The organism is Leifsonia sp. NPDC058194 (genome assembly GCF_042883605.1).
Lineage (GTDB): Bacteria > Actinomycetota > Actinomycetes > Actinomycetales > Microbacteriaceae > Leifsonia.
Genome location: NZ_JBHVVL010000001.1, coordinates 1,284,200 through 1,309,245 on the forward strand (window position 1 = coordinate 1,284,200; position 25,046 = coordinate 1,309,245).

26 protein-coding genes are annotated in these 25,046 nt (G+C 70.6%); 18 read left to right on the forward strand and 8 right to left on the reverse strand.

Annotation, left to right across the window (positions count from 1 at the left end; translation table 11 throughout):
• Positions 1 to 2: 2 nt before the first annotated feature.
• The 4 genes from ACFVU2_RS06190 to ACFVU2_RS06205 all read left to right on the forward strand — a co-directional run bounded on the left by ACFVU2_RS06190 (position 3) and on the right by ACFVU2_RS06205 (position 4,615).
• On the forward strand, positions 3 to 1,109 hold the full coding sequence (locus ACFVU2_RS06190) for an ABC transporter permease (RefSeq protein WP_387872171.1): 1,107 nt from the start codon (positions 3 to 5) through the stop codon (positions 1,107 to 1,109).
• Positions 1,106 to 3,376, forward strand: a complete 2,271-nt coding sequence (locus ACFVU2_RS06195) for a glycoside hydrolase family 3 N-terminal domain-containing protein (RefSeq protein WP_387872172.1) — start codon at positions 1,106 to 1,108, stop codon at positions 3,374 to 3,376. The genes ACFVU2_RS06190 and ACFVU2_RS06195 overlap by 4 nt, the downstream gene beginning before the upstream one ends.
• Before the next feature lie 74 nt (positions 3,377 to 3,450).
• Positions 3,451 to 4,056 (forward strand): dCTP deaminase, encoded by a 606-nt coding sequence (gene dcd / locus ACFVU2_RS06200; protein WP_387872174.1) that lies wholly within the window; start codon positions 3,451 to 3,453, stop codon positions 4,054 to 4,056.
• A 34-nt stretch (positions 4,057 to 4,090) separates the two neighbouring features.
• Entirely contained in the window at positions 4,091 to 4,615 is a 525-nt protein-coding gene (locus ACFVU2_RS06205) for a hypothetical protein (protein ID WP_387872175.1), read from the forward strand.
• A gap of 251 nt (positions 4,616 to 4,866) precedes the next feature.
• Here the strand turns inward: ACFVU2_RS06205 and ACFVU2_RS06210 are convergent, their stop codons facing one another.
• Together ACFVU2_RS06210 and idi are read right to left on the reverse strand one after the other, a co-directional pair.
• Positions 4,867 to 5,715, reverse strand: coding sequence for an SDR family NAD(P)-dependent oxidoreductase (locus ACFVU2_RS06210; protein ID WP_387872177.1), 849 nt, complete (start codon positions 5,713 to 5,715; stop codon positions 4,867 to 4,869).
• 151 nt (positions 5,716 to 5,866) lie between these two features.
• Positions 5,867 to 6,418, reverse strand: coding sequence for an isopentenyl-diphosphate Delta-isomerase (gene idi, locus ACFVU2_RS06215; RefSeq protein ID WP_387872179.1), 552 nt, complete (start codon positions 6,416 to 6,418; stop codon positions 5,867 to 5,869).
• 154 nt (positions 6,419 to 6,572) lie between these two features.
• On the opposite strand from idi, the gene ACFVU2_RS06220 reads away from it, so the two are divergent.
• Complete coding sequence (locus ACFVU2_RS06220; RefSeq protein ID WP_387872181.1) at positions 6,573 to 8,441, forward strand: glucoamylase family protein; 1,869 nt, start codon at positions 6,573 to 6,575, stop codon at positions 8,439 to 8,441.
• Positions 8,442 to 8,575: 134 nt separating this feature from the next.
• On the opposite strand, the gene ACFVU2_RS06225 is transcribed toward ACFVU2_RS06220, so the two are convergent.
• Positions 8,576 to 9,592 (reverse strand): hypothetical protein, encoded by a 1,017-nt coding sequence (locus ACFVU2_RS06225; RefSeq protein WP_387872183.1) that lies wholly within the window; start codon positions 9,590 to 9,592, stop codon positions 8,576 to 8,578.
• A gap of 55 nt (positions 9,593 to 9,647) precedes the next feature.
• Between ACFVU2_RS06225 and ACFVU2_RS06230 the strand changes: the two genes are divergently transcribed.
• Positions 9,648 to 10,334: a MarR family winged helix-turn-helix transcriptional regulator gene (locus tag ACFVU2_RS06230; RefSeq protein WP_387872185.1), complete on the forward strand. Its 687-nt coding sequence runs from the start codon at positions 9,648 to 9,650 to the stop codon at positions 10,332 to 10,334.
• A gap of 15 nt (positions 10,335 to 10,349) precedes the next feature.
• On the opposite strand, the gene ACFVU2_RS06235 is transcribed toward ACFVU2_RS06230, so the two are convergent.
• The 3 genes from ACFVU2_RS06235 to sigJ all read right to left on the reverse strand — a co-directional run bounded on the left by ACFVU2_RS06235 (position 10,350) and on the right by sigJ (position 13,526).
• Positions 10,350 to 11,036: a hypothetical protein gene (locus tag ACFVU2_RS06235; protein ID WP_387872186.1), complete on the reverse strand. Its 687-nt coding sequence runs from the start codon at positions 11,034 to 11,036 to the stop codon at positions 10,350 to 10,352.
• Between the two features lie 66 nt (positions 11,037 to 11,102).
• Positions 11,103 to 12,578, reverse strand: a complete 1,476-nt coding sequence (locus ACFVU2_RS06240; RefSeq protein WP_387872188.1) for an MFS transporter — start codon at positions 12,576 to 12,578, stop codon at positions 11,103 to 11,105.
• A gap of 60 nt (positions 12,579 to 12,638) precedes the next feature.
• Positions 12,639 to 13,526 carry an RNA polymerase sigma factor SigJ gene (sigJ, locus tag ACFVU2_RS06245; protein WP_387872189.1) on the reverse strand — a complete coding sequence of 296 codons (888 nt, stop codon included), beginning with the start codon at positions 13,524 to 13,526 and terminating at the stop codon, positions 12,639 to 12,641.
• 105 nt (positions 13,527 to 13,631) lie between these two features.
• On the opposite strand from sigJ, the gene ACFVU2_RS06250 reads away from it, so the two are divergent.
• Both ACFVU2_RS06250 and ACFVU2_RS06255 read left to right on the forward strand, forming a co-directional pair.
• Positions 13,632 to 14,054 (forward strand): hypothetical protein, encoded by a 423-nt coding sequence (locus tag ACFVU2_RS06250; protein WP_387872190.1) that lies wholly within the window; start codon positions 13,632 to 13,634, stop codon positions 14,052 to 14,054.
• Complete coding sequence (locus tag ACFVU2_RS06255) at positions 14,051 to 14,788, forward strand: SDR family oxidoreductase (RefSeq protein WP_387872192.1); 738 nt, start codon at positions 14,051 to 14,053, stop codon at positions 14,786 to 14,788. The genes ACFVU2_RS06250 and ACFVU2_RS06255 overlap by 4 nt, the downstream gene beginning before the upstream one ends.
• Here ACFVU2_RS06255 and ACFVU2_RS06260 read toward each other — a convergent pair.
• A complete protein-coding gene (locus ACFVU2_RS06260; RefSeq protein WP_387872194.1) occupies positions 14,785 to 15,552 on the reverse strand; it encodes a GTP pyrophosphokinase family protein in 768 nt (255 codons plus the stop codon). The two genes, ACFVU2_RS06255 and ACFVU2_RS06260, sit on opposite strands and share 4 nt — an antisense overlap.
• Before the next feature lie 103 nt (positions 15,553 to 15,655).
• Between ACFVU2_RS06260 and ACFVU2_RS06265 the strand changes: the two genes are divergently transcribed.
• The 10 genes from ACFVU2_RS06265 to ACFVU2_RS06310 all read left to right on the forward strand — a co-directional run bounded on the left by ACFVU2_RS06265 (position 15,656) and on the right by ACFVU2_RS06310 (position 24,250).
• Entirely contained in the window at positions 15,656 to 17,239 is a 1,584-nt protein-coding gene (locus tag ACFVU2_RS06265) for an MFS transporter (RefSeq protein ID WP_387872195.1), read from the forward strand.
• A gap of 162 nt (positions 17,240 to 17,401) precedes the next feature.
• Positions 17,402 to 19,261 (forward strand): molecular chaperone DnaK, encoded by a 1,860-nt coding sequence (gene dnaK / locus ACFVU2_RS06270; protein WP_387872197.1) that lies wholly within the window; start codon positions 17,402 to 17,404, stop codon positions 19,259 to 19,261.
• Positions 19,262 to 19,263: 2 nt separating this feature from the next.
• Positions 19,264 to 19,863, forward strand: coding sequence for a nucleotide exchange factor GrpE (locus ACFVU2_RS06275; protein WP_387872199.1), 600 nt, complete (start codon positions 19,264 to 19,266; stop codon positions 19,861 to 19,863).
• 117 nt (positions 19,864 to 19,980) lie between these two features.
• A complete protein-coding gene (locus tag ACFVU2_RS06280; RefSeq protein ID WP_387872201.1) occupies positions 19,981 to 20,979 on the forward strand; it encodes a DnaJ C-terminal domain-containing protein in 999 nt (332 codons plus the stop codon).
• A 2-nt stretch (positions 20,980 to 20,981) separates the two neighbouring features.
• Positions 20,982 to 21,395 carry a heat shock protein transcriptional repressor HspR gene (locus ACFVU2_RS06285; RefSeq protein WP_387872203.1) on the forward strand — a complete coding sequence of 138 codons (414 nt, stop codon included), beginning with the start codon at positions 20,982 to 20,984 and terminating at the stop codon, positions 21,393 to 21,395.
• A 101-nt stretch (positions 21,396 to 21,496) separates the two neighbouring features.
• Positions 21,497 to 22,390 carry a sigma-70 family RNA polymerase sigma factor gene (locus ACFVU2_RS06290; protein WP_387872205.1) on the forward strand — a complete coding sequence of 298 codons (894 nt, stop codon included), beginning with the start codon at positions 21,497 to 21,499 and terminating at the stop codon, positions 22,388 to 22,390.
• A gap of 23 nt (positions 22,391 to 22,413) precedes the next feature.
• Positions 22,414 to 22,890: a carboxymuconolactone decarboxylase family protein gene (locus tag ACFVU2_RS06295; RefSeq protein ID WP_387872206.1), complete on the forward strand. Its 477-nt coding sequence runs from the start codon at positions 22,414 to 22,416 to the stop codon at positions 22,888 to 22,890.
• 133 nt (positions 22,891 to 23,023) lie between these two features.
• Positions 23,024 to 23,197 carry a hypothetical protein gene (locus ACFVU2_RS06300; protein ID WP_387872208.1) on the forward strand — a complete coding sequence of 58 codons (174 nt, stop codon included), beginning with the start codon at positions 23,024 to 23,026 and terminating at the stop codon, positions 23,195 to 23,197.
• Between the two features lie 174 nt (positions 23,198 to 23,371).
• Positions 23,372 to 23,695, forward strand: coding sequence for an SdpI family protein (locus ACFVU2_RS06305; RefSeq protein WP_387872402.1), 324 nt, complete (start codon positions 23,372 to 23,374; stop codon positions 23,693 to 23,695).
• Positions 23,696 to 23,839: 144 nt separating this feature from the next.
• The gene (locus ACFVU2_RS06310; RefSeq protein ID WP_387872210.1) at positions 23,840 to 24,250 is read left to right on the forward strand and encodes a hypothetical protein; all 411 of its coding nucleotides are present in this window, start codon (positions 23,840 to 23,842) and stop codon (positions 24,248 to 24,250) included.
• Here ACFVU2_RS06310 and ACFVU2_RS06315 read toward each other — a convergent pair.
• Positions 24,247 to 24,987 carry a cysteine hydrolase family protein gene (locus ACFVU2_RS06315; protein WP_387872212.1) on the reverse strand — a complete coding sequence of 247 codons (741 nt, stop codon included), beginning with the start codon at positions 24,985 to 24,987 and terminating at the stop codon, positions 24,247 to 24,249. The two genes, ACFVU2_RS06310 and ACFVU2_RS06315, sit on opposite strands and share 4 nt — an antisense overlap.
• Between the last annotated feature and the right edge of the window lie 59 nt (positions 24,988 to 25,046).

Here is a 25,046-nt window from a genome sequence, read left to right on the forward strand (position 1 = left end):
ACATGACCACCCCCGCCGAAAGAACCGTTCCCGCCGAGAACGCGCCGCTGGTCACGCAGCACGTGGGCGTCGGCGCCCCCGAGACCGCGGCCGTGCTGGCCGGACGGCCGCAGCAGAGCCCCGAACACGCTCCTCAGAAGACGTTCTGGTCGCAGCTGAAGGTGTCGCTGGCGATGTTCAGCAACCCGAAGTCCGCCACGGGCCTGATCATCCTCGGCGTGTTCGTGCTCGTCGCGATCTTCGCACCGTGGATCGCCCCGTACGACCCGCAGGCGCAGAACCTCGACGAGACCCTGCAGCCGCCGTCGTTCCAGCACCTCCTGGGCACGACCCACATCGGCCAGGACGTCTTCAGCCAGATCGTCTACGGCACCCGCGGCGTGCTCGTCGTCGGGTTCCTGGCGACGATCATGGCGACGATCGTCGCGATCGCCGTCGGTGTGACCGCCGGCTACCTGCGCGGCTGGAAGAGCGAGTCGCTCTCGGCCCTGTCGAACGTGTTCCTCGTCATCCCCGGCCTCCCGCTGATGATCATCATCGCCTCGCAGTTCGAGGACCCGCCGCTGATCGTCATCGCGGCAGTGCTCGGCCTCACCGGCTGGGCGTGGGGCGCCCGTGTGCTCCGTGCGCAGACCATGTCGCTGCGCAACCGCGACTTCATCCAGGCCGCGCGCGCCAACGGGGAGCCGCTGCACCGCATCATCCTGGTCGAGATGCTGCCGAACCTGATGGCGCTCATCGCCTCCAGCTTCGTCGGCACCATGACGGCCGCCGTCCTGGGGCTGACGACCCTGGCGTTCATCGGCGTCATCCCGGTGTCGAACCTCAACTGGGGCACCGTGCTCTTCTGGGCGCAGCAGAACAACGCGTTCCCGGACTACTGGTGGTGGTACGTGCCCGCCGGACTGTGCATCGCCCTCCTCGGAGTCGCGCTCTCGCTCGTCAACTTCGGCATCGACGAGTACGTCAACCCGCGCCTGCGCTCCGCAGGCGAGCGCGCCCGCGCGATGAAGAAGAAGGGCCTGAACATCAACGCCACCGTCACCCAGGTGCGCACCGGCGCCTCCGCCCCCATCCCCCCGACCGCGTCGGAAGGCGTCACCGAATGACCTCGACCCTGCCCGTTTCGCACGTCGCACCGACCGGCACCGCCCCCTACTGGGATCCGTCTCTGACGACGGAGGAGCGCGTGCGCGACCTGCTCGGCCGCATGACCGTGGAGGAGAAGGTCGGGCAGATGCTGCAGCTGGACGCGCGGGACGACCTGCGCGACCACGTCCTGCGGCGTCACGTCGGCTCGATCCTGCACACCTCCCCGGAGCGCATCCTGGAGGCGAACCGGCTGACGGCCGAGACGCGTCTGCGGATCCCGCTGCTCGTCGGCGAGGACTGCATCCACGGGCACTCCTTCTGGCCCGGCGCCACGATCTACCCGACCCAGCTCGGCATGGCCGCGTCGTGGGATGCGGAGCTGATCGAGCGCGTCGCCCGCGCGACGGCCGAGGAGGTCGCAGTGACGGGCGTGCACTGGACGTTCTCGCCCGTGCTGTGCATCGCACGCGACCTCCGCTGGGGCCGCATCAGCGAGACCTTCGGCGAGGACCCGTACCTGATCGGCGAGCTCGCGAGCGCGATGGTCCGCGGGTATCAGGGCGACGGCCTCGACGACCCGTCCGCGATCCTCGCCACCGCCAAGCACTTCGCCGGTTACTCCGAGACGCAGGGCGGCCGCGACGCGAGCGAGGCCGACATCTCGCGGCGCAAGCTGCGCAGCTGGTTCCTGCCGCCGTTCGAGCGCGTCGCCCGCGAGGGCTGCCGCACGTTCATGCTCGGCTACCAGAGCACCGACGGCGTGCCGATCACCGTGAACGACTGGCTGCTCAGCGAGGTGCTGCGCGGCGAGTGGGGCTACACCGGCACCCTCATCACCGACTGGGACAACGTGGGCCGCATGGTCTACGAGCAGAAGGTGCAGCCCGACTACGCGCACGCGGCCGCGGCCGCCGTGAAGGCCGGCAACGACATGGTCATGACCACTCCTCTCTTCTATGAGGGAGCTCTGGAAGCGGTCGCCCAGGGGCTGCTCGACGACGACGCCTTCGACGCCGCGGTCGGCCGCATCCTGACCCTGAAGTTCGACCTCGGGCTGTTCGAGGACCCGCGTCTGCCCGCCGCCGACCTCGACACCGTGGTCGGCAGCGCCGAGCACGCGGAGCTGAACCTCGAGATCGCGCGTCGTTCGCTCGTGCTGCTCGAGAACGACGGCACGCTGCCGCTGCAGGCGGACACCGCTGCTCCGGTCCGCGTCGCGCTGGTCGGCCCGCTGGCCGACGACGCGCAGACGCAGCTCGGCGACTGGGCCGGCGGTTCGGGCCAGGCCGGATGGCTCGACGGCCAGCCGCGCGAGATGATCACGACCGTCCTCGACGGGCTCCGCGCGATCGACGGCCTCAGCGTGAGCGTCGCCCGCGGAGCCGACATCCTGACCCTGGAGGACGACCCGGCCGGCCGCACATTCCCGGACGGCCAGCCCCGGCCCCCGGTGGTCGTGCCCTGCGCGCCCGACCGGCAGCTGATCGACGAGGCCGTGGCGGCTGCCGAGCAGTCGGACGTCGTCGTGGCGGTGGTCGGCGACCGCATCGAGCTCGTCGGCGAGGGCCGTTCCACGGCGACGCTGGAGCTGATCGGCGGCCAGAACGCCCTGCTCGACGCTTTGATCGCGACCGGCAAGCCGGTCGTCGTGGTCCTGCTCGCTTCGAAGCCGCTCGTGCTCCGCGCGTCGACCGCGCACGCGGCGGCCGTGATCTGGGCCGCCAACCCGGGCATGCTCGGCGGCCAGGCGCTCGCCGAGCTCATCGTCGGGCGCATCGAGCCCGCGGGTCGACTGCCGATCTCGTTCGCCCGTCATGTCGGCCAGCAGCCGACGTACTACAACCAGATCCGCGGCCAGCACGGCGACCGGTACGCCGACCTCACGCAGACGCCTGCGTGGGCGTTCGGCCAGGGGCTGTCGTACTCGACGGTCGAGTACGCCGACCTCGCGCTCGCACGCACCGAGCTGGGTGCCGGTGACGACATCGTGGCCGAGGTCACCGTCAGCAACACCGGTGACCGGCCGGTCCGCGAGACGGTGCAGGTGTACGTGCGCGACGCCGTCACCAGTGTGAGCTGGGCGGACCGCGAGCTGAAGGCCCACCGCCAGCTCGACCTGGCACCGGGCGAATCCACCCGGGTGAGCCTGACCCTCCCCGTCGCCGAGTGCTCGATCGTGGACTCCACCGGGGACCGTCGCGTCGAGGCGGGCGTGTTCGAGCTGCTGGTCGGCTCGTCGTCGCGCGAGTCCGACCTGCTGGCGGCGCCGTTCGAGGTCCGGTGAGACCTGTGACGACGGGGCGCGGGGGCCGCTCGGCTCCCGTGCCCCGGCCGTCCGGCACCCGATAAGCTGTCCCCGTGCTTCTCTCCGATCGCGACATCAAGGCCGAGCTCGGCGCCGGGCGGATCGGCCTGGAGCCGTTCGACCCCTCGATGGTCCAGCCCTCGAGCATCGATGTGCGGCTGGACCGCTTCTTCCGGTTGTTCGACAACCACAAGTACCCGTTCATCGACCCGTCGGAGGATCAGCCCGAGCTGACGCGCTTCGTCGAGGTGGAGCCCGACCAGCCGTTCATCCTGCACCCGGGCGAGTTCGTGCTCGGGTCCACCTACGAGCTCGTGTCCCTCCCGGACGACGTCGCGGCGCGCTTGGAGGGCAAGAGCTCGCTCGGCCGTCTCGGGCTGCTGACGCACTCGACCGCCGGCTTCATCGACCCGGGGTTCTCGGGCCACGTGACGCTGGAGCTCAGCAACGTCGCCACCCTCCCGATCAAGCTGTGGCCGGGCATGAAGATCGGCCAGATGTGCTTCTTCCGGCTCACCTCGCCGGCCGAGAAGCCGTACGGGTCGAGCGAGTACAGCTCCCGCTACCAGGGGCAGCGCGGGCCGACGGCCTCGCGTTCGTTCCTGAACTTCCACCGGACCGATGTGTCCGGCACCGAGGCCGGGCGTCCGTCCAGCTGAGACCCCGACCGACCCTCGACCCGGGAGGCGCACCATGAGCGAGACGACCGATGCCAGCTTCGCGAGTGCGCTGATCGCCTCCGGCCCGACGCCGGTGCGGCCGCAGCGGATGCACCTGTTCGGTCAGCTCGTGGGCAGTTGGCGCGCGGAGTGCCGCTTCCTCGACGAGGAGTCAGGGGCGTGGAGCGAGTTCGAGACGGACTGGCTGTTCGCGTACACCCTCGGCGGGCGCGCCGTTCAGGATGTGCTGGTCGCCCCGACCGCGGCCGATCCGTCCCGCACGGAGTCCAAAGGCACGACCATCCGGGTCTACGACCCGGTCCTCGGCGCGTGGCGGGTGAGCTGGTTCGGCGCCGTCGCCGGCGACTTCTGCACCCTGGTCGCCTCCGGGCACCGCGACGGGATCCGGCAGGACGGTACACAGACCGACGGCCGGCCGATCCGCTGGAACTTCTCGTCGATCACCGAGGACTCGTTCGAATGGGACGGCTGGGTCTCCGACGACGAGGGCCGCACCTGGTGGCTCGAGCAGCACATCGACGCAACGCGCACCGGCTGAGCGGCGCCGCGCTGCGCTGCGCCGCGGTGCGCCCATCGGTTGGTCACGACATGCCGTCGGCGCCTGTGCATGCGCGGCGTGTCGTGACCACTGCTTCGCGGGGCGCGCTTCGGACGCGGCGTGTTGTGACCACTGGATGCGAACGTGCTCCGTCGCTCACCGTGCCCATCCATTGGTCACGACACGCCGTCGGCGCCGTGTCCACGCGGCGTGTTGTGACCACTGCTTCGCGGGGCGCCCTCGACGCGCCCCTACGCGACCCAGCGCGCGGTCGCGCCGGTGACGGCGGAGCCGTCGAGGTCGGAGAGCTTCAGGCCGACGAACGCGCGCGCGGCGTCCGACGTCTGCACGCGGAAGGGCGGCTCCGCCTCCGTCAGCACCTGCTCGATGACCGCCGCGACCTCGGCCGGCTGCTGTGCGGCGGCGAATGCTCCGGCGGTGCGCTCGAGATAGGCGGCGAGCAGCGGCTCGTAGGGGCCCGCGTCGGCGAGGGCGGCGTCCCGGCCCTCGGTGGCGTTGGCGACGAACTCGCTCGCGACCGCTCCGGGTTCGACAACGACCACGGCCACACCCAGCGCGGCTGCGACCGGGTGGAGGCTCTCCATGAAGCCCTCGACCGCGAACTTCGCCGCGCAGTAGGCGTCGTTGAACGGCTGTCCGACGATCCCGCCCACGCTCGACACGGTGACGACGCGTCCGCCGCTGGCGCGGAGGGCGGGGAGCGCAGCATGGGTGAGCTGCACGACACCGAAGAAGTTGACCTCCATCGCCGCGCGCACGCGATCGATGCCCATCGTCTCGGCGGTGCCGAGGGCGGCGGCTCCGGCATTGTTGACCAGCGCGTCGAGGTGGCCGCGGTCGGCGACCACCTGCGCGACGAGGGAGGCGGCGCCTGCGGCGTCGGTCACATCCAGCGCCCGGATGTCGAGCGAGACGCCTGCGGACGATGCCGCGTCGCGCAGACGATCGGCGCGGGCGACGTCGCGCACGGTGGCGACGACGTCCCACCCGCCGCGGGCGAGGGCGACGGCCGTCTCGAGTCCGATGCCGGACGACGTGCCGGTGACGAGGGCGACGGGAGCGTTGGAGGAGGAGTTCATGCTCTCAGCATGCTCCTTCGAGTGCGCTCGAAGTCAAACCTTGGGCGGTCTCCCGCCTGAGGCTGTGAGTGCGCGAAGGTATGCGGTCACGGGTATGTCTGCACGTGAGTTATCCACAGGGAATTTCACAAGTGGAAAATATGAGCCGTTCTCACAGCTGGCCCGAAGGTTCGCCGGTCGGATCGGCGTAGAGAGCCGGCAGCTGGAGGGTGAGCCAGGGGCTGAACGCCCACGGCGTCGCCTCCACCGCCGAGAGGAGGGTGCGGGGGTCGACCCATTCCCACTCGGCGACCTCGGACGCCGTGGGGGCGAGCGGAGACGCGACCGTCGCCGTGTAGACAGGGCAGATCTCGTACTCGACCACTCCGGAGGCGTCCACGGCGCGATAGCGGAAGTCGGGCAGGGCGACCACGAGGTTCTCGATCGTCGTGCCGAGCTCGTCGGCGGCGCGGCGGGCGACGGCGTCCTCCATGGGCTCGCCGGGACCGGGATGCCCGCAGAACGAGTTCGTCCACACGCCCGGCCACGTGGCCTTGCCGAGAGCGCGGCGGGTGACCAGGATGCGCCCCTCGCCGTCGAAGAGGTGGCACGAGAACGCCAGGTGGAGGGGCGTCTCCGTCGTGTGCACGGTGGCCTTGTCCGCCGTTCCGATCGGCGTCCCGTCCTCGGCCAGCAGCACGACCTCTTCACGGGGTGGCGTCATGCGTCCATCCTAGGCTCCGCGGCCTTGGCGGCCTCGGGGAGGGGCGGCGCGGGGGTCGTGGGTTGCGACTTGGTATGTATGCGCATACACTCGCTCGAAACCGTGACGACCGATCTCCCACGCGTGTGCTCGGGAGGTCGGCGAAAGGACGATGATGCCCCTTCACCTCCGCCGCCTTCACCCACGCCGCCGCGCGCTCCGCGCCGGCGTGACAGCCCTCGCCGCCGCCCTCGCGGCGACGGCCGCACTCGCCGCTCCCGCGGTCGCGGCGAACTCGGCTCCCGCCGCCGCTGCGGCGCCGGCACCTACCGCGATCTCCGTCGACACCCATGGCCCGGCCTCCGGCGACGGCACGCCGTACTCCGCCGACCTGCGCCGGTGGGCCGCGGACACGTGGCGGTCGCTCGACGCGATGACCATCCCCGCGGTCGGACTCCCCGCCGACAACATCGACGGCGCGCTCGATCCCGCCTCCGCCAGCGGGCACACCTCACCGACCAACATCGGCGGCTATCTCTGGTCGACCCTCGCTGCGCGCGGGCTCGGGATCATCTCGGCCGACGATGCACGCACCCGCCTCGCCACGACCATCGGCACGCTGGAGCACCTCGAGCGCAATGCGGCGAGCGGGATGTTCTACAACTGGTACTCCCCGTCCGACGGACACAAGCTCACCACGTGGCCGGAGGACGGCTCGGTCGTCCATCCCTTCCTCAGCACGGTCGACAACGGCTGGCTGGCGGCCGCGCTGCGAATGGTCGCCAACGGCGAGCCGACGCTCTCGGACCGGGCGCGGGCCCTCTACGACTCGATGGACTTCGGCGTCTTCTTCGACCCGACCCCCTACAACCCGCACCTGCCCGCCGGGACCAACAAGGGCGGGTTCTGGGAGGCGCAGCCTGGCGACACGTGCGCGAGCGAGCATGCACCGTTCTCGGGATCGGGCCCGGACGTGTTCTACACCTGCCACTGGTACGACACGACGGTGAGCGAGAGCCGCATCGCGACCTACCTCGGCATCGTCAACGGGCAGATCCCGCCGTCGGGGCTGTACGGCACCTTCCGCACGATGCCCGCCGGCTGCGACTACTCGTGGCAGGAGCAGAGCCCGGTCGGCGAGAACCGCGTGTACGACGGCCTCACCGTCTTCGAGGGCGCCTACAGCTTCGACGGGATGCAATTCGTGCCGAGCTGGGGCGGGAGCATGTTCGAAGCGCTGATGCCCGACCTCCTGGTGCCGGAGGAGAAGTGGGGGCCGACCTCCTGGGGCCTGAACCATCCGATCACGGTCGCCGTGCAGGAGAAGCACGGGCAGGACGCCGGCTACGGCTATTGGGGCTTCTCGCCCGCGAGCAACCCGGACGGCGGCTACCGCGAGTACGGAGTCGACGCGGCCGGGATGCGCGCCGACGGCTACTTCTCCGATCAGGAGGACACCGACGTCGATCTGCCGTTCGCCGGGTGCCCCACGGCCGTGCGCGGCACGAATCCGTCGCCGGCCTATGGAGACGGCGTGGTGACGCCGCACGCCTCGTTCCTCGCTCTCGGCTATGACGCCCGCGGCGCGGTCGACAACCTGCGCGGCATCGAGAGCGACCTCGGCGCATACGGCGCGGGCGGCTTCTACGACGCCGTCGCCGTGCACAGCGGCCGGATCGCCGCGCGCTACCTGTCGCTCGACCAGTCGATGATCATGGCCGCCGTCGCCAACAGTGTGGACGGAGACGCGATGCGCACCCTCTTCGCCGACGACGCGGTGCGGGATGCGCTCCAGCCGCTCATGGCGGCCCAGACCTTCTCGGCGGCGTGGGCTCCGGCCGCGGGTGGCGATACGGGTGGCGACACGGGTGGAGCGGCCGACGCGGCCGTTGCGGCCGTCGCGACGAGCGAGCTCGCCGCGACCGGATCGCCGGCCGTCGGCATGAGCGGCGCTGTTCTCGGAGCCGGTCTGCTCGCCGTCGGAGGCGTCGCCGCGCTGGTGCTCGGGCGGCTCCGCGCTCGCCGTCGCCGACAGACGTCCTGACCGCGCCCGCAGCGGGCGGCGGACATGCCGGAGGCCGGGACGCGTGCGCGCCCCGGCCTCCTGTGTCGTCCGTCGCCGGTGCTGTCCGTCGCCGGTGCCGTCCGCCGAACCGGTCGGCGGATGGTGAGCGGCGGTCAGCCCTGCTCGGGTGACCGATCCGGGCTCGCCGTGCCGTCTGGGTTGGCGGACTCCGCCGGGCGGCGCGGCTCCCAGCCCAGGTTGCGGGCCATCGTCTCGAGGGAGGCGATCGTGGTCGCGTAGTCCTCGGGCGAGATGCCCTCGGCCAGCGACGCGCGCACCGCGCCGACCCGCTCGAAGGCGGCGTCGTGGGCGGCGCGGCCCTCGTCGGTCAGGGTGGCGCGATCACCGTCGAACCACACCCAGCCGCGCTCGGTGAAGTCGGCGAGGATGCGCTCGATGCGCGCCGTACGGTGGTCGCCGTCGCATCGGCCGTGCGGCCGGCCGTGGCCGTGGTGCGGGCCGAAGCCGCGCCCGCCGCGGAATCCGCCGGGGCCGCCGAAAGGCCCGCCGAACGGGCCGCCGAACGACGGCGTGGCCGCGGTTCCGCGCTGGAACCCGCGCTCGAAGCCGCGCTCGAAGGCGGCCTCGCGGTCGTGGTGGTCGTGGTCGTGGCCGTGGCCGTGGCCGTGGCCGTGGCCGTGGCCGTGGTCGTGGTGATCGTGGTGATCGGCCGCGTCGGAACCAGGGTGGTCGTGGTGTCCGCCGCCCGGCCCGAGCGGGCGTTCCGCCCGCCAGGTCTCGCGGCTGTACGTCCAGGCGCCCTGCGAGCGCGGGGACGGGTGCGGGTGGTGGCCGTGCTCGCGAGGGTCGAACCCGTCGCGGCTGCGCTCGCCGCCGTCGCGGCCGAAGCCGTGGCCGTGGCCGCCGTCGCGACTGAAGCCGCGGCCACGGCCCCGGCCATGGCCGACGTCGCCGCGGTCGCGACGACCGCGGGGGAGGCGGTCGGCGAGCTCGGCGGCGGTCGCCGGGCCCTCGGACAGGGAGTGGAGCAGGCGCCAGCCGCCGCGGCGGAGGCCCTGCTCGGCCAGTGCGTCGCGCATGCGCTCACGCAGGCGGCTCTCGATCTCGCCGAACCAGTAGCCGGGCGGGGTCGAGGCAGGGGTGTTGTTCGAGTCGTCGATGTTCGTCATCGGGGACCCCTTCCTATTTGCATGTATCTTGACAAGTAAATGTATAGTTACATACATGGATGACGAGAGTCAAGCTCAGCAGGGTTCGCCGTCAGCGGACGTGGTCGCGCTGGTCGAGAGCGCGCTCATGGCGGTCCGCCGCGATCAGTCCCGGCGGCGGCCTCCCGGGCCGTGGGGCGAGGCCCCCTTCGGCCGCGGGCCGCACGCGTGGGGTCCGCGCGGCCCGTGGGGTGCCGCGGGGGGCGACGGAACCGGTGCCGGTCGCGGCGACCGCGACCACGGCGGCCACGACCACAGCCCGCACGACCACGCCGACCATCCCGACCACATGCACCCGGCTTTCGGTGACTCCGCGCGTCCCGGCCCCGGTCGCCGCGGGCGCGACGGGAGCCTCGGCCGCATCGCGCGCATCCGGATGCTGGAGGCGCTGGAGACCGCCGAGGCGGCCGGCAGTCCGCTCTCCATCAGTTCGCTGGCGCAGGCCATCGGCGTCGATCAGCCGCGGGCGAGCCGGCTGGTGCAGGAGGGCGTCGAGCGCGGCCATGTGCGCCGGGTGCCCGATCCGTCCGACGCGCGGCGAGCGCTCATCCAGCTCACGGCCGCGGGCCGTTCCCAGCTCGACGAGGTGCGCACCCACCGGCGCAGCGCCGTCGAGTCGGCGCTCGCGACCTTCACTCCGGAGGAGGCGCGGACGTTCGCCGAGCTCTTCGACCGGTTCGTGCGCGCCTGGCCGCGCCCCTGACCGAGGCCGGCGACCTCAGTCCGTCCGCGGTCCACTCGGCTGCGAGAGGCAGTCGCACGGCGGGTACTCGCCGCGCAGGACGTCCGCCGGGGCTCCGCCGACCAGCAGCGACCGTCTGAGCCGTCGACCCCAGAACGGCCGGCGGCTCGTGATGCGCAGTCGCAGGCTCGAGTGCGTGATCCAGTGGCCGTCCGCCCAGAGTGCGAGCGTGCTCTCCACCCGGTGCACGCGCCGCACGTAGTGCGCATTCGCCTCCCGCCACGCGCGATCGGCGGGTGCGGCATCCCTGCCGATGGCGTGCATCCAGCCGTGGAGGGTGTCGGCCTGCTCCTCGAGGAAGATCTGGGAGTTGAACAGCCAGTCGCGCGCCCACGTCCCGCGACGCGGCTGGAGGAGCATGAGGTCGGCGGATTCGTCGGCTGCGCTGTCCACCGGCCGTGGACCGCGGGTGCGGGGCGTCAGGCCGTCCGGCGGGACGAGCGGGCCGGTGACACGACCGTCCTCGTCGTCTCCGTCGCCGTCGGAGCGGAGCCCGAACACCGACGCGAGCTTCGCACGGGCCCACGCGCGCCGGGCCGCGATCACGGGATCCGTCCGGGCCGAGCCGCGCAGCACGCTCGCCCCGACGACCATTCCGATCGCCAGGGCGACCACCCCGACGAGCACCACCACTCCGAGCGGGACCGTCGCATCGTGCGCCATGGCGCCAGGCTACGGGTTCCGGCCTCCCGGCCGAATGGCCGATTCAGTCCGCCGTCCGCAGCTCGCTCAGCGCGGCGACTTGACGGGGATCAGCAGCCCGAGACCGATCGCCAGTACGAGCACGATGCCGAGGATGCCCCAGTACTGCGCACCGCCGACGGCGACGAAGGTCGCGAACAGCAGCGGCGCCAGGAACGACACCGCGCGTCCCGTGGTCGCATAGAGGCCGAAGACCTCGCCCTCGCGACCGGCCGGCGTCACGCGCGTCAGGAACGTGCGGCTGGCGGACTGCGCGGGGCCCACGAAGAGGCAGAGCACCAGTCCGCCCACCCAGAACGCGGTGGCGCCGCCGTCGTGCAGCACGAACACGGCGAGGCCCGCGATCACGAGACCGACCAGTGCGGTCACGATCACGGGCTTCGGGCCGTACCGGTCGTCGAAGCGGCCGGAGATCAGGGTGCTGACGCCGGCGACGACGTTGGCGGCGATCGCGAAGATGATGACCTGCCCGCTGGAGAAGCCGAAGGTGCCCTGGGCCAGGATGCCGCCGAAGGTGAAGACACCGACCAGCCCGTCGCGGAACAGGGCCGAGGCGATCAGGAAGAGCACGGTGTTGCGGCTCTCCTTCCACAGCCTCCCGATGTCCCGGACGAGCACGGCGTAGGAGGCGAAGAAGCCGACGCGCGGGGTGCGCACGTTCTTCGCCATCTCGGGCACCGCGAGCAGCACGGGGAGCGAGAACACGAGCGTCCAGAGGGCGGCGATCAGGGCGATGATCCGGATGTTGAGGCCCGCGTCCTCCGGCGCGTGGAACAGCCCGCCGGTGCCGTCGCCGTTGTCGGTGACGAGACCGAAGTACACGATGAGCAGCAGGACGATGCCGCCGAGGTAGCCGGCGCCCCAGCCGAACCCGCTCACCCGGCCGACCGTCTTCGGCGTCGAGACCTGCACGAGCATCGCGTTGTAGTTGACGGTGGCGATCTCGTAGAACACCGTGCCGATCGCCACCAGGGCGACGCCGAGCAGGAAGAACGACGGCTCTCCGGCGACGAGGAACATGAGTGCAGTCACGACGACGACCACGCCGGTGTTGATCCCGAGCCACAGCTTGCGCCGGCCGGATCCGTCGGTCCGCTGGCCCAGCACCGGAGCGAGGAGCGCGACGATGATGCCGGCGATGGCCAGCCCCCAGCCGAGACCGCTCGAGAGCGGCGCCTCGGCGGCCGTGACCGCGGCGTGCGCCGGACCCTTCAGGTCCGTCTCGGCGTCGCGGGCGGCGACGAGGGCGGGGTCCACGAAGAGGCTGCCGGTCAGGTAGACCGTGAAGACGAAGGTGGTGATGACCGCGTTGAAGGCGGCGCCGCCCCAGTCCCACAGCGCCCACGACACGACCCACCGGCGGGGGATGCGGCGCTCCGTCGAGCTGTCGGCGAAGAGGGGGCTCGCCGACGTCACCAGTGCGTCGGTCGAGGTGGTGGGGCGTCTCGTGGTCGCGTCGTCGTCGCCGCTCGCACCGCCGCCTCCCGGGAGGTCGCGTGTCATGCCCACAGCGTAGAGGCTGGCGGGGAACGGGCGGTGAACTGTTCCGGCGCGGTCCCGCCGTCACTGCCAGCTGGTCAGCTTGTCCGGGTTGCGCATCATCCGGAGATCGGTGACGAGCCCGTCGCGCACGCTCAGCGTGATGATGCCCGTGACGGCGCCTTCCTCCCGCACCTCGAACCCGAGCCCGTCGGCCGTGACGACGGGGCCGACGGAGGCGTCCGGGTGCTTCGCCGCCAGCCCGAGGAGGAAGCGCGCGACGTTCTCGGCACCGTGGACGGGCCGGCGCGCCGCGCTGACCCGGCCGCCGCCGTCGCTGACCAGCACGGCATCGGGGTCGAGCACCGCCACGAGCGCGGCGAGATCGCCGCCGGCTGCGGCGGCGCCGAACGCCTGCACCACCCGGTCGTGCTCGGCCCGGGGGACGGCTCTCTCCCGCCGGTCCTGCACGCGACGGCGCGCGGAGGCCGCCAACTGGCGACAGGCGGCGGGCGAGCGGCCCACGACCTCGCCGATCTCGTCGAAGGGCAGGGCGAACACGTCGTGCAGCACGAACGCCACCCGTTCGGCGGGGGTCATCGCCTCGAGCACGACGAGGAGCGCGGTGCTCACCGACTCGTCGAGCGTGACGCGGTCCAGCGGATCGGCGGAAGGGGCACGACCGATTCCAGCGAAGGTCGACGACGGCAGCGGCTCGGGCAGCCACGGCCCGACATAGCTCTCGCGGCGTACCCGTGCGGAGCCGAGCACGTCGAGGCAGACCCGGCTCGCGACGCGGGTCAGCCAGGCACGCGGGGACGCGATCGCGTCGCGCTCGTCCGGCGTCAGCCGGTACCAACGCGCGTACGTCTCCTGCACGGCGTCCTCGGCCTCCGCCACCGTCCCGAGCATGCGGTAGCCGAGCGCGAGCAGATGCCGCCGTTCGGCGATGACCTCCGTGTCGACGTCCATGCCGCCTCCTCCCACACCGCCTCTTCCCACACCATTAAGACGGATCGGCGGGCGCGGATGTGAGGCGTCACCTCACATTCGCACGATCCGTCTCGTCCTGAGGGTATGGACAACACACCACTGCGCCGTTCGCTGCTCGGCGTCGGCGCCGCCCTCGGCGCGTACGTGGGCGGCTGGGCGTTCGCCGCCCCCGACGCCTTCTACCGCTCGTTCCCCGGAGCCGGACTGCACTGGATCGACATCGACGGGCCCTACAACGAGCACCTGGTCCGCGATGTCGGTGCCCTCTACCTCGGCCTCGCGGTCGCGAGTGTCGCGGCCGCGCTCAGCCGCTCCGCAGCGCCCGGCCGCGTCGTCGGCCTCGCGTGGGCGGCGTTCGGCGTGCTGCACTTCGGGTACCACGCGCTCCACCCGGAGGGATCGACCGGAGATCAGGTGCTCTCGCTGGTCTCGCTCGGGGTGAGCGCGCTCCTCGGCCTCGTGCTCCTGCTCCCGCTGCGTCGGCGCGCGGTGGAGGTGGCCCGATGAGGGTCGCTGTCGCCGGTGGGACCGGAGTCGTCGGCCGGCACACGGTGCACGCGCTGCAGGCGGCCGGGCACGAGGTCGTCGTGCTCAGCCGGTCGCGCGGCATCGACGTGCACGCCGGAAGCGGGGTCGTGGCCGCGATCGAGGGATGCGCGGCCGTCGTCGACGTCACGAGCGTGCAGACGACCTCGGGCCGGGTCTCGCGCGAGTTCTTCGGCGGGGTCACCCGTTCGCTGCTCGCCGCCGAACGCGACGCGGGCGTCCCGCATCACGTCGCCCTGTCGATCGTGGGCGCGGTGGAGGCCCCCGCCGCCTACTACGCGGGCAAGGCGCTGCAGGAGGAGCTGGTCCAGCGGTCGGGCGCCGGGTGGAGCATCCTGCGCGCCACGCAGTTCCACGAGTTCGCCGCCCAGCTCGTCGGCACGGCCGAGAAGCGGTTCCACCTGGTCCCGGCGATGCGGTCCCAGCCGATCGCCGCGGCCGAGGTCGGCGCGGCGCTCGCCGGGATCGCGGCCGGCGAGCCGCGCGGTCTCGACCGTGATCTCGCGGGCCCTCTGGTCGAGCAGATGCCCGACCTGGTGCGTCGGTACCTCGCCGCGAGCGGTCGGCGCGGACGGGTCGTCACGGTGCCGATCCCGGGCCGGTGGGGGCGCGCACTGCGCGACGGCACGATCCTGCCCGGGGCGGACGCCCGGCTCGGGCGGCAGACTTTCGCCGAGTGGCTGGAGGCGCGCTAGACCTGGATCGGGAGGCTGTACTGACGCATCCCGCCGCCGTCGCCGCGCACCTGGCGGTGGATGTCCTCCATCGTCACGTCGAGCTGGGCCGCCGTGCCTGCGGCAGCGGTGAGGTCGCGCATCAGATGCTCGGGGATCTCGCCGTCGTACTTGTAGTAGATCTTGTGCTCGAGGCTCGCCCAGAAGTCCATCGCTACGGTCCGCAGCTGGATCTCGACCGGCACGTGCACGGGACCGGCGCTGAGGAAGACCGGGACCTCCACGATCACGTGCAGGCTCTTGTAGCCGTTGGGCTTGGGGTGCGCGATGTAGTCCTTGACGCGCAGCACGCGCACGTCCTCCTGTGCGACCAGCAGTTCGAACACGCTGTAGACGTCGGAGACGAACGAGCACACGATCCGCACGCCGGCGATGTCGGTGATGGCGTCGCGGATGGCCTCGAACGACGGCTCGCAGTTCTTGCGCACGACCTTCTGCTCGATGCTCTCCGCGGACTTCAACCGGCTCGAGATGTGCTCGATCGGGTTGTACTCGTGCAGCTCGGCGAACTCCTCGCGCAGGATGGACACCTTGGTCGAGATCTCGTCGATCCCAAACTTGTACGGCATGATGAACCGCGCGAAATCGTCGCGGAACGCCTGCACCTCGCTGAGGGTCGCCGGGTCGATGCTCTGCAACGCCTCGATGGCGCGCGACGACAGCAACGGACCTCCGTGCTCCCCTGCGAGAGCGGGTGCGTCGGCGTCGGCAGGGTCCGGATCCATGCCTCCACGCTATCGACGGTGGTTGTGCGAAAAGTGTGAATCGCGAGGGGCGTCCGGTCGCCGCGGGCTACCCAAACCCGGTGGGCTGTGCTGTCATGTGCGCATGACCGGCGGCTCCGACGCCTCGGCGCCCTTCAACGCACGGCTCGCCATCCTGCTCGCGATGGCGATGTTCGTCCTCGTGGTGGACACGTCCCTGATGAACGTGTCCATCTCCGCAGTGGTGCGCGATCTCGGCACGACGGTCAGCGGGGTGCAGGGGGCGATCGCGCTGGAGGCGCTGGTGTCGGCCGCGTTCATCCTGATCGGCGGCAAGACCGGCGACCTGATCGGCCGCAAGCTCGCGTACATCCTGGGTCTGCTGGGCTACGCGGCGGGTGCGATCGCGATGACGCTGGCCCAGAACCTCACGGCCGTCATCGTCTTCTGGGCGATCGTCGGAGGCATCGGCGCCTCGCTCCTGCTCCCGGCCATGCAGTCGCTCATCCACGGCAACTTCGCGGGCGACCACCAGAAGCGGGTGTACGCGCTCGTCGGCGCATCCGCGGCGATAGCGGCGGCGGTGGGGCCGCTGCTCGGCGGGTTCATCACGACGTTCCTCTCGTGGCGGGTCGGATTCCTGCTCGAAGCCGTGATCATCGCCGTGGTGCTCGCCGGCATCGGGCTGGTGAAAGACGTCCCCTACACGGGCTCGCGAGCGATCGACCTCGTCGGCGCGCTCCTGTCGGTGATCGGGATGGGCGGCATCGTCACCGGCATCCTGGTCTGGCAGGAGGGCGGCGACAGAGTGCTGGCGCTCATCCTGCTCGGAGCCGCGGCGCTCGCCGGGCTGGTCTTCTGGCTCCGCTGGCGCAGCCGGCGGGCACGGGCCGTGCTGCTCGACCCCGCGCTGTTCCGGTCGCGGCTGTTCCAGGCCGGGGCGTCGGGGCAGCTTCTTCAGCAGATCGCGCTCGGCGGCACGATGATCGCCCTGCCGATCTACCTGCAGATGGTGCTCGAGTACAACGCGCTCTGGGCGGGGCTCTCGATCGCTCCGCTCTCGCTGAGCATGTTCGCGGTCGCGCTCCTGGCGGGCCGCGGGCTGAAGCGCAGGCCGGCGACGCTCATCCTCTGGGGGTTCGCCCTGGTCGTGCTGGGGATCATCGTCGTCATCCTGCTCGTGCCGATCGCCACCTCCGGGTGGTATCTCACCCTCCCGCTCATCGTCTCCGGCTGCGGGCTCGGCCTGCTGGTCTCGCAGCTGAACAACTACACGCTGTCGCCGATCTCGGACGAGCGGGTCAGCGAGGCCGCCGGGGTCAACTCCGCCGCCGGCTCCTTCGGTCTGTCGTTCGGCCTGGCCTTCGCCGGAGCGATCATGCTCTCGACGCTGGCCGCGACCTTCGGGTCGATGACGCAGGCCAGCACCGTCCTCCCGTCGGACGACAAGCAGCAGATCGCCGCCGTGCTGGAGGAGGACGCCCAGCTGATGTCGAACACGAGCCTGACCGAGCTGCTGGCCGGGGAGCCGGCGCCGGTGCGGGAGGAGGTCATCCGCATCAACACGGAGGCGCGCCCGCTCGCCCTCCAGATCGCGCTGCTCGTGCCACTCGCTGCGGGCCTGCTCGGCATCGCGAACGCCCTGCGGATGCGCCGCCTGCCCGACCCGAAGCCGTCCGCCGCATCCGCCGGAGACGGAATACTGTGACCCTCCTGAAAGTTGAGTCAGGTGTACTCAAGTTTTGAGCTCCTCGGCTTGACAGCCTTCCCGCCGGGATGGCAGTCTTGAGTCGTCGGGACTCAACTCTCGACCCCCGAATTTCACCGGCCAGCGAATACGCAGACCAGCAACAAAGGAGAGAAAGCACATATGTCACGTGCAGTAGGTATCGACCTCGGAACCACCAACTCCGTCGTCTCGGTGCTCGAGGGCGGCGAGCCCACGGTCATCGCCAACGCGGAGGGCTTCCGCACCACCCCGTCCGTCGTCGCATTCACCAAGGACGGCGAGGTGCTCGTCGGCGAGACCGCGAAGCGCCAGGCGGTCACCAACGTCGACCGGACCATCTCGTCCGTCAAGCGCCACATGGGCACCACCTGGACCCAGGAGATCGACGGCAAGAAGTACACCGCTCAGGAGATCTCGGCGCGCATCCTGCAGAAGCTGAAGCGCGACGCCGAGCAGTACCTCGGCGACACCGTCACCGACGCGGTCATCACCGTTCCGGCCTACTTCAACGACGCCGAGCGTCAGGCCACCAAGGAGGCCGGTGAGATCGCGGGCCTCAACGTGCTCCGCATCATCAACGAGCCCACCGCCGCGGCCCTCGCGTACGGCCTCGACAAGGGCAAGGAGGACGAGCTCATCCTCGTCTTCGACCTCGGTGGCGGAACCTTCGACGTCTCCCTCCTCGAAGTGGGCAAGGACGACGACTTCTCGACCATCCAGGTCCGCTCGACCGCCGGCGACAACCGCCTCGGCGGCGACGACTGGGACCAGCGCGTCGTCGACTGGCTGATCAAGAAGTTCAAGGACACCACCGGCGTCGACGTCTCCGGCGACAAGATCGCCAAGCAGCGCCTGAAGGAGGCTGCCGAGCAGGCCAAGAAGGAGCTGTCGTCGAGCATGTCGACCAGCATCCAGCTGCCCTACCTCTCGCTCACCGAGAACGGCCCGGCCAACCTCGACGAGACGCTCACCCGCGCCCAGTTCGAGCAGATGACCAGCGACCTCCTCGACCGCACGAAGAAGCCGTTCCAGGACGTCATCCGCGAGGCCGGCATCAAGGTGGGCGACATCGCCCACGTGGTGCTCGTCGGCGGCTCGACCCGTATGCCGGCCGTCTCCGAGCTCGTGAAGCAGGAGACCGGCAAGGAGCCCAACAAGGGCGTCAACCCGGATGAGGTCGTCGCCGTCGGCGCCGCGCTGCAGGCCGGTGTCCTGAAGGGCGAGCGCAAGGACGTCCTCCTCATCGACGTCACCCCGCTGTCCCTCGGCATCGAGACCAAGGGCGGGATCATGACCAAGCTCATCGAGCGCAACACGGCCATCCCCACCAAGCGCAGCGAGACCTTCACCACGGCCGACGACAACCAGCCGTCCGTCGCGATCCAGGTCTTCCAGGGCGAGCGCGAGTTCACCCGCGACAACAAGCCGCTCGGCACCTTCGAGCTCACCGGCATCGCCCCGGCCCCCCGCGGCATCCCGCAGGTCGAGGTCACCTTCGACATCGACGCCAACGGCATCGTGCACGTGTCCGCCAAGGACAAGGGCACCGGCACCGAGCAGTCGATGACGATCACCGGCGGCTCCAGCCTGCCGAAGGACGACATCGAGCGCATGGTGCGCGAGGCCGAGGAGCACGCGGCGGAGGACAAGAAGCGCCGCGAGTCCGCCGAGACCCGCAACCAGGCCGAGCAGCTCGTCTACCAGATCGAGAAGCTCATCAAGGACAACGAGGACAAGCTCCCCGAGGACGTCAAGAACGAGGTCCAGGGCGACGTCGACGCACTCAAGACGGCTCTGGCCGGCGAGGACGACGAGGCCGTCAAGACCGCGTTCGAGAAGCTGAGCACGAGCCAGCAGAAGCTCGGCGAGGCGATCTACTCGTCGAGCCAGGCCGACGCCGCGGCTCCCGAGGCGGATGCCCCCCAGGGCGATCAGGCGGGTGAGTCCTCCGACGAGGACGTCATCGACGCCGAGGTCGTCGAGGACGAGGAGAAGAAGTAATCATGTCGGACAACACCCCGGGCGCACCCGGGTCGGGCGAGCCCGACCCGGAGCGCGAGGAGCAGTCGTCCGAGCACGACCTCTCGCACGAAGAGCTGGTCGACGTCGGCCCGGCCGCCGAGGAGGAGGAGACCGTCCTGTCGGACGACGACCTCGACATCCTCTCCGGCCAGACCACGGCCGACGAGCTCGCGGCGGAGCGTCTCGCCGACCTCCAGCGGGTCACCGCCGAGTACGCGAACTACCGCAAGCGCACGGAGGCCAACCGCGAGGTCGAGCGCGAGCGCGCCGTGAGCGAGGCCGTCAAGGGTCTCATCCCGGTGCTCGACGACCTCGAGCGCGCCGAGAAGCACGGCGACCTGACCGAGGGCAGCGCGTTCTCGACGATCGCGGCCAAGCTGCGCACCAACGTCGAGCGGCTCGGCCTCACCCCCTACGGCGAGAAGGGCGAGCCCTTCGACCCGCAGATCCACGAGGCGATCTTCCAGCAGCCCACCCCCGACGTGACGGCCGACACCGTCGCGGAGGTCGTCGAGACCGGGTACCGCCTGGGCTCGACCACCGTCCGGGTGGCGAAGGTCGTCGTCTCGGTCCCGGCCTGATCGACCGGATGCACGGCACGGCGGAGCGGCGGGACCACGGTCCCGCCGCTCCGGCCGCCCGCCGTGCGGACATCATGCAGACTTCACCCACGACCAGAACGATTGAGAGGAGGCGCCGTGGCTAGCCAGGACTGGTTCGACAAGGACTTCTACAAGGTCCTCGGCGTCTCCAAGGACGTCAGCGACGCGGACCTCAAGAAGACCTACCGCAAGCTCGCCCGCAAGTACCACCCGGACTCCAACCCGGGGGACGACGCCGCCGAGGCGAAGTTCAAAGAGGTCAGCGAGGCCTACTCGGTGCTCAGCGACGCCGAGGAGCGCAAGGAGTACGACCAGATCCGCGCCATGGGCGGCGGAGCCCGCTTCACGGCTCCCGGCACCGCCGGGCAGGGCGGCTTCGACGACGTCTTCGGAGGCATGTTCGGCGGCGGCCAGCAGCGCGGCGGCCAGTACACGTTCCAGCAGGGCGGCCAGAACGGCGGCTTCGACGACGTGTTCGGCGGCCTCTTCGGCAACGGCCGGTTCGGCCAGACCAGTGGAGGCTATCGCGGCTACGGCGGACCGACCCGCGGCCGCGACGTCACCGCGCACACCACCATCGACTTCCTCACCGCGACGCGCGGCGAGACCATCAGCCTCCAGTCGGCGGACGGCAAGCCGTTCAAGGTGAAGATCCCCGCGGGGGTCTCGGACGGCCAGAAGATCAAGCTGCGCGGCAAGGGGCAGCCGAGCGCGGACGGCGGCGAGGCCGGCGACATCGTGCTCACCGTCACCGTGCGCAAGCACCCCGTCTTCGAGCGGGACGGTCTCAACCTGCGCGTCACCGTGCCGGTGACCTTCGCGGAGGCCGCCCTCGGCGCCACCATCGAGGTCCCGACCCTCGGCGGCGACCCCGTCAAGTTGCGCGTGGCTCCTGGCACCCCGAGCGGCCGCGTGCTGCGTGTGAAGGGCCGCGGCGTCGAGACCGCCAAGGGCACCGGCGACCTCCTCGCCGTCGTGCAGGTCGCCGTCCCGTCCCACCTCTCCGCCGAGGCCAAGGAGGCCCTGGAGGCATTCGCCGAGAAGCTCCCGGACGAGAACCCCCGAGAGGACCTTCTGGCGAAGGCCCGGAGCTGACGATGGACGAGAACACCCAGGTCTTCGTCATCTCGATCGCGGCAGAGCTCGCCGGGATGCACCCGCAGACCTTGCGCCAGTACGACCGGCTGGGGCTCGTCAGCCCCAGCCGGACGGCCGGCAAATCGCGCCGCTACTCGATGCGCGACGTCGAGAAGCTGCAGGAGATCGCGCGTCTCGGCGCCGAGGGCGTCAGCCTCGAAGGCATCCGCCGCATCCTGGAGCTCGAAGACCAGGTGGGCTCGCTCCGCTCGCGCGTGCGCGAACTCGAATCGGCCCTCGCCGACGAACTCCTGAACCGCCCGGGCCGCCGCGTCTTCGCCGCCGGCTCCGAGGGCGAGGTCGTGTCCCTCCGCGCCGGCACCCGTGTGCGCCGGAGCACCCAGATGGTCGTCTGGCGCCCGCTGGAGCAATAGCGCTCGGCCCGCCGTACTCGATCACCGTGCGGACGGGGCTGTTACGTTTTCGCCGTCCGGATCGTCCCCTCTCGTAGAGTGCAGACGAGAGGGGACGCACGATGGACGGGAATGCCACGAGCGAGGCTTTCGAAGCGCAGCGCGGCCGGTTGACCGCGTTGGCAGCGCGAGTGCTGGGTTCGCGGGCCGACGCGGACGATGCGGTGCAGGAGGCGTGGCTGCGGCTCTCGCGGCAAGATGCGGCCTCCATCGACAACCTCTCCGGATGGCTGAGCACGGTCGTGGGGCGGATCTGCATCGACATGCTGCGAGCGCGGCGTTCCCAGGGCGAGACCGCATGGGAGGAACCCGGGCGCGAGTGGATCGTCGCCGACGACGTGGACGGCCCCGAGAGCAGCGCCGTCCAGAGCGACCTGGTCGGCGTGGCGCTGCTGATGGTGCTGGAGACGTTGACGCCGGAGGAACGGCTGGCTTTCGTGCTCCACGACACCTTCGCGGTCCCGTTCGAGGAGATCGGCCGGGTGCTCGGCAGATCGACCGACGCGGCGAAGATGCTCGGCAGCCGCGCGCGGCGCAAAGTGCGGGGTGCCGAGCCTCCCACCGACCGCCGGAGGCAGCGCGAGGTCGTGGACGCCTTCCTCGCCGCCGCGCGGGGAGGCGACTTCGAGGCGCTGCTGCGCGTCCTCGACCCCGATGTGGTCTGGCGCGTGCACACCCCCCGCGGCGTGACGGTGCGCCTCGGCGCGAGGGAGCTCGCACGCCACGCGGCGCTCGGCGGCCGGACGGGGACGATCGCCCGCCGGGTGAACGTCGACGGCGCCCCGGGCGTGATGGCGTGGCGGGCGGACGGCACGCCCCTGGCCGTCATGGCCTGCGTCGTCGCCGACGGCCGGATCGTGCAGGTCGACTCGCTGCTGCGTCCCGAACGGCAGGCGACGATCGCGGTGTCGCCGCCGTCTGTTACCTCCGAGGCCGGCGATCCGTCTACCTGGTGAGTCCGATCGAAAAGGAGAACATCATGGGACCCAGGTTCGACATGTACGCCGCCGAGATCACGCCCAAGTTCGTCAAATACATCGTCTCGGCCAATCGCGTGGTGCGTCAATCGACGCTGCCGCACACGATCGAAGGGCTCGTCGACATCAGAGCCAGCCAGATCAACGGCTGCGGCGCCTGCCTGGACATGCACGTCAAGGAGGCCGTCCAGGCCGGTGAGACCGCACTGCGACTCAGCCTCATCGCCGCCTGGCGGGAGACGACCGTCTTCACCGATGCCGAACGCGCCGCGCTTGAGCTGACCGAGCAGGGCACGCGCCTGGCCGACGGGGCCGGAGTCGACGACCGGGTGTGGGAGGCCGCGGCCGCGCACTTCGACGACGAGCAGCTCGCTGCGCTCGTCGCCCAGATCGCGCTCATCAACGCCTTCAACCGCATGAACGTGATGATCCGGATGCCCGGCGGGTCGTATGAGGCGGGGCAGCTCGACGGGGCGTGACGGGCCCGCCGGCGGGGCTAGAGTCGAGTCCGTCTCGCCCCTCGCCCGTACTCCGTGCCAGTTAGATCAACGGCTGCGGCGCGTGCTTCGACATGCGCAACAAGGAGGCCGTCCAGGCCGGGGAGACCCGGCGGTGATCGAGAACGTCGAGGACGAGCAGTTCGCGACGCTCGTCGTCCAGATCGCCCTCATCAATGCGTTCGACCGCATGAACCTGATGATCCGGATGCCCGAGGACCGCGTTCGAGGTGGGGCAGCGGGAGGACGGGCCAAGGATCGCAAGTGTGTGAACGCGCTTGTTTCATAGTGAAATGTGCAGTATTTTCAGAGAAATTGCAAATACGCACAGTGAAGTGGGTAAACACTATGAGCATGCCAGCGATCAGCGGCGAGTGGCATCCTTCATCCGGGCGATCAGGAGCGTGTGTGTGAGGGACGATCGTCCGGCCAGCCACGGTGGCGTCTCATGATCGTGATCTCCATGGCAACCCTCGTTCTGGCGGTGGGTGCCGACATCGTCATCGAACTCGCGGCGCACGGGAGACTTCGTCGGAATTCCGTCGTGGGTATCCGCACCCAGCGGGTCCGGCAAACCAACGCGACGTGGGTACGGGGACACGCTGCGGCGGTTTGGCCCGCTCGTGCAACGGCGATGCTGGTAACGGCTATCGGTGTCTGGGCCGTAGCTGTGGAATCGCCTCAACTGTCGGTCGTTTTGACTGCTGCCGGAGTTGTGGCGCTGTTCCTCGGGACGGGTACCGCGGCGCTTGTAGCGAGTCGGTCGGTCCGGAGGGTGAGACGCTGATCGGCTTCATCTCGCTCGCCGCGCATCACAAGCGCTCACAGAGCCGTGGGCCCAGCCCTCGTCCGTCACCTCCCTGCGATCCCGGCTGCGGCGCTAGAGTCGAGGCCTGACCACGCGCAGTCTAGCGATCGGGGAATCCAGATCATGTCCGAGCAGTCTCCGTTCCAGCCGACGTTCCAGACTCCTCCCGCGCAGCATGGTGTGACCTACGCTGCGCCGCCGTCCGTGTCGGCTTCGCGGCGTTCGCCCGTGCTCGGCTACGTCTCCCTCGGTGTCGCCGCGTTCGATGTGCTCGCCGGTCTCGTCATGGAGACGGCGCTGCGCCAGTTCGTGCTCACGATGCATTACGCCGATGCGGGGTACGTGGCCTTCTCGAGTATCTCCATGACCGTCGGGATCCTGCTGGACCTGGTGGTCATCGCGATCGCGGTCGTCGCCCTCGTCGGCCGACGCGGGACTGTTCCGGCCGCGATCGCGCTCGGCGTGGGCGGCGCGGGCCTGGTCTCCGCGCTCGGGAGCCTCCTCATCAACTCCCTGCCGCCGTTCGGCGGCTAGAGCGCCGTCGACGCCCCCTGCCCGACGTACAGGGTGTGCGTGAACTCGCGTGCATCCTCGGCCGCGATCTCGTTGTCGATGCCGGCGCGGACCTCCCGCATCAGCTTGTGGAGCTCCTCGTGCTTGCCGGGCATCCGTGCGTGACCGGTGCTGTCCCACAGGTTCGAGACGGGGAGCGTCTGCCCGGCCTCGACCGCGAGGGTCCACTCCTCGGTGGTCGCGACGGCGGCGAACTCGGAGTCCATCGTCACCAGCACGCTGACGTGCAGGGCGTCGGCCGAGATCGACCCGGCCTCGTTGACGAGGTCGAGAGTGCCGGTCGCGTCGGAGAGGAACTCGACCGTGAACCCGAGGGCGTGCGCGTCCCGGGCGGTGCCCGCGCAGCAGTGCTGGGTCATGTATCCGGCGATCGCGACGGTGTCATAGCCGCCCGCACGCAGCCACTGCTCCAGGTCGGTGTCGCGGAAGGCCGAGACGTCGGACTTCGTGATGAGGTGATCCGGGGTCCGGTCGGCGACGGACTCGTGCAGGGCCGCACCGTGCGAACCGCGCGCGAAGACCGGGGCGCCTTCGTCTTCGATGTGCTGGACGAGCACCAGCGCGACGCCGTGGTCGGCGGCCGCATCCATGGCGACCTCGATGTTCGGGATGGAGGTCATCAGATCCGGGTGGCAGATCGTCAGGTTGCCGTCGACGTACTCGTTCTGGACGTCGATCACGATGAGTGCGCGCTTCATGAGGGGACTCTAGCGCGACGGCCCGGCGACGACGAGAGAGGCCGGGGTTCGGTCAGCAC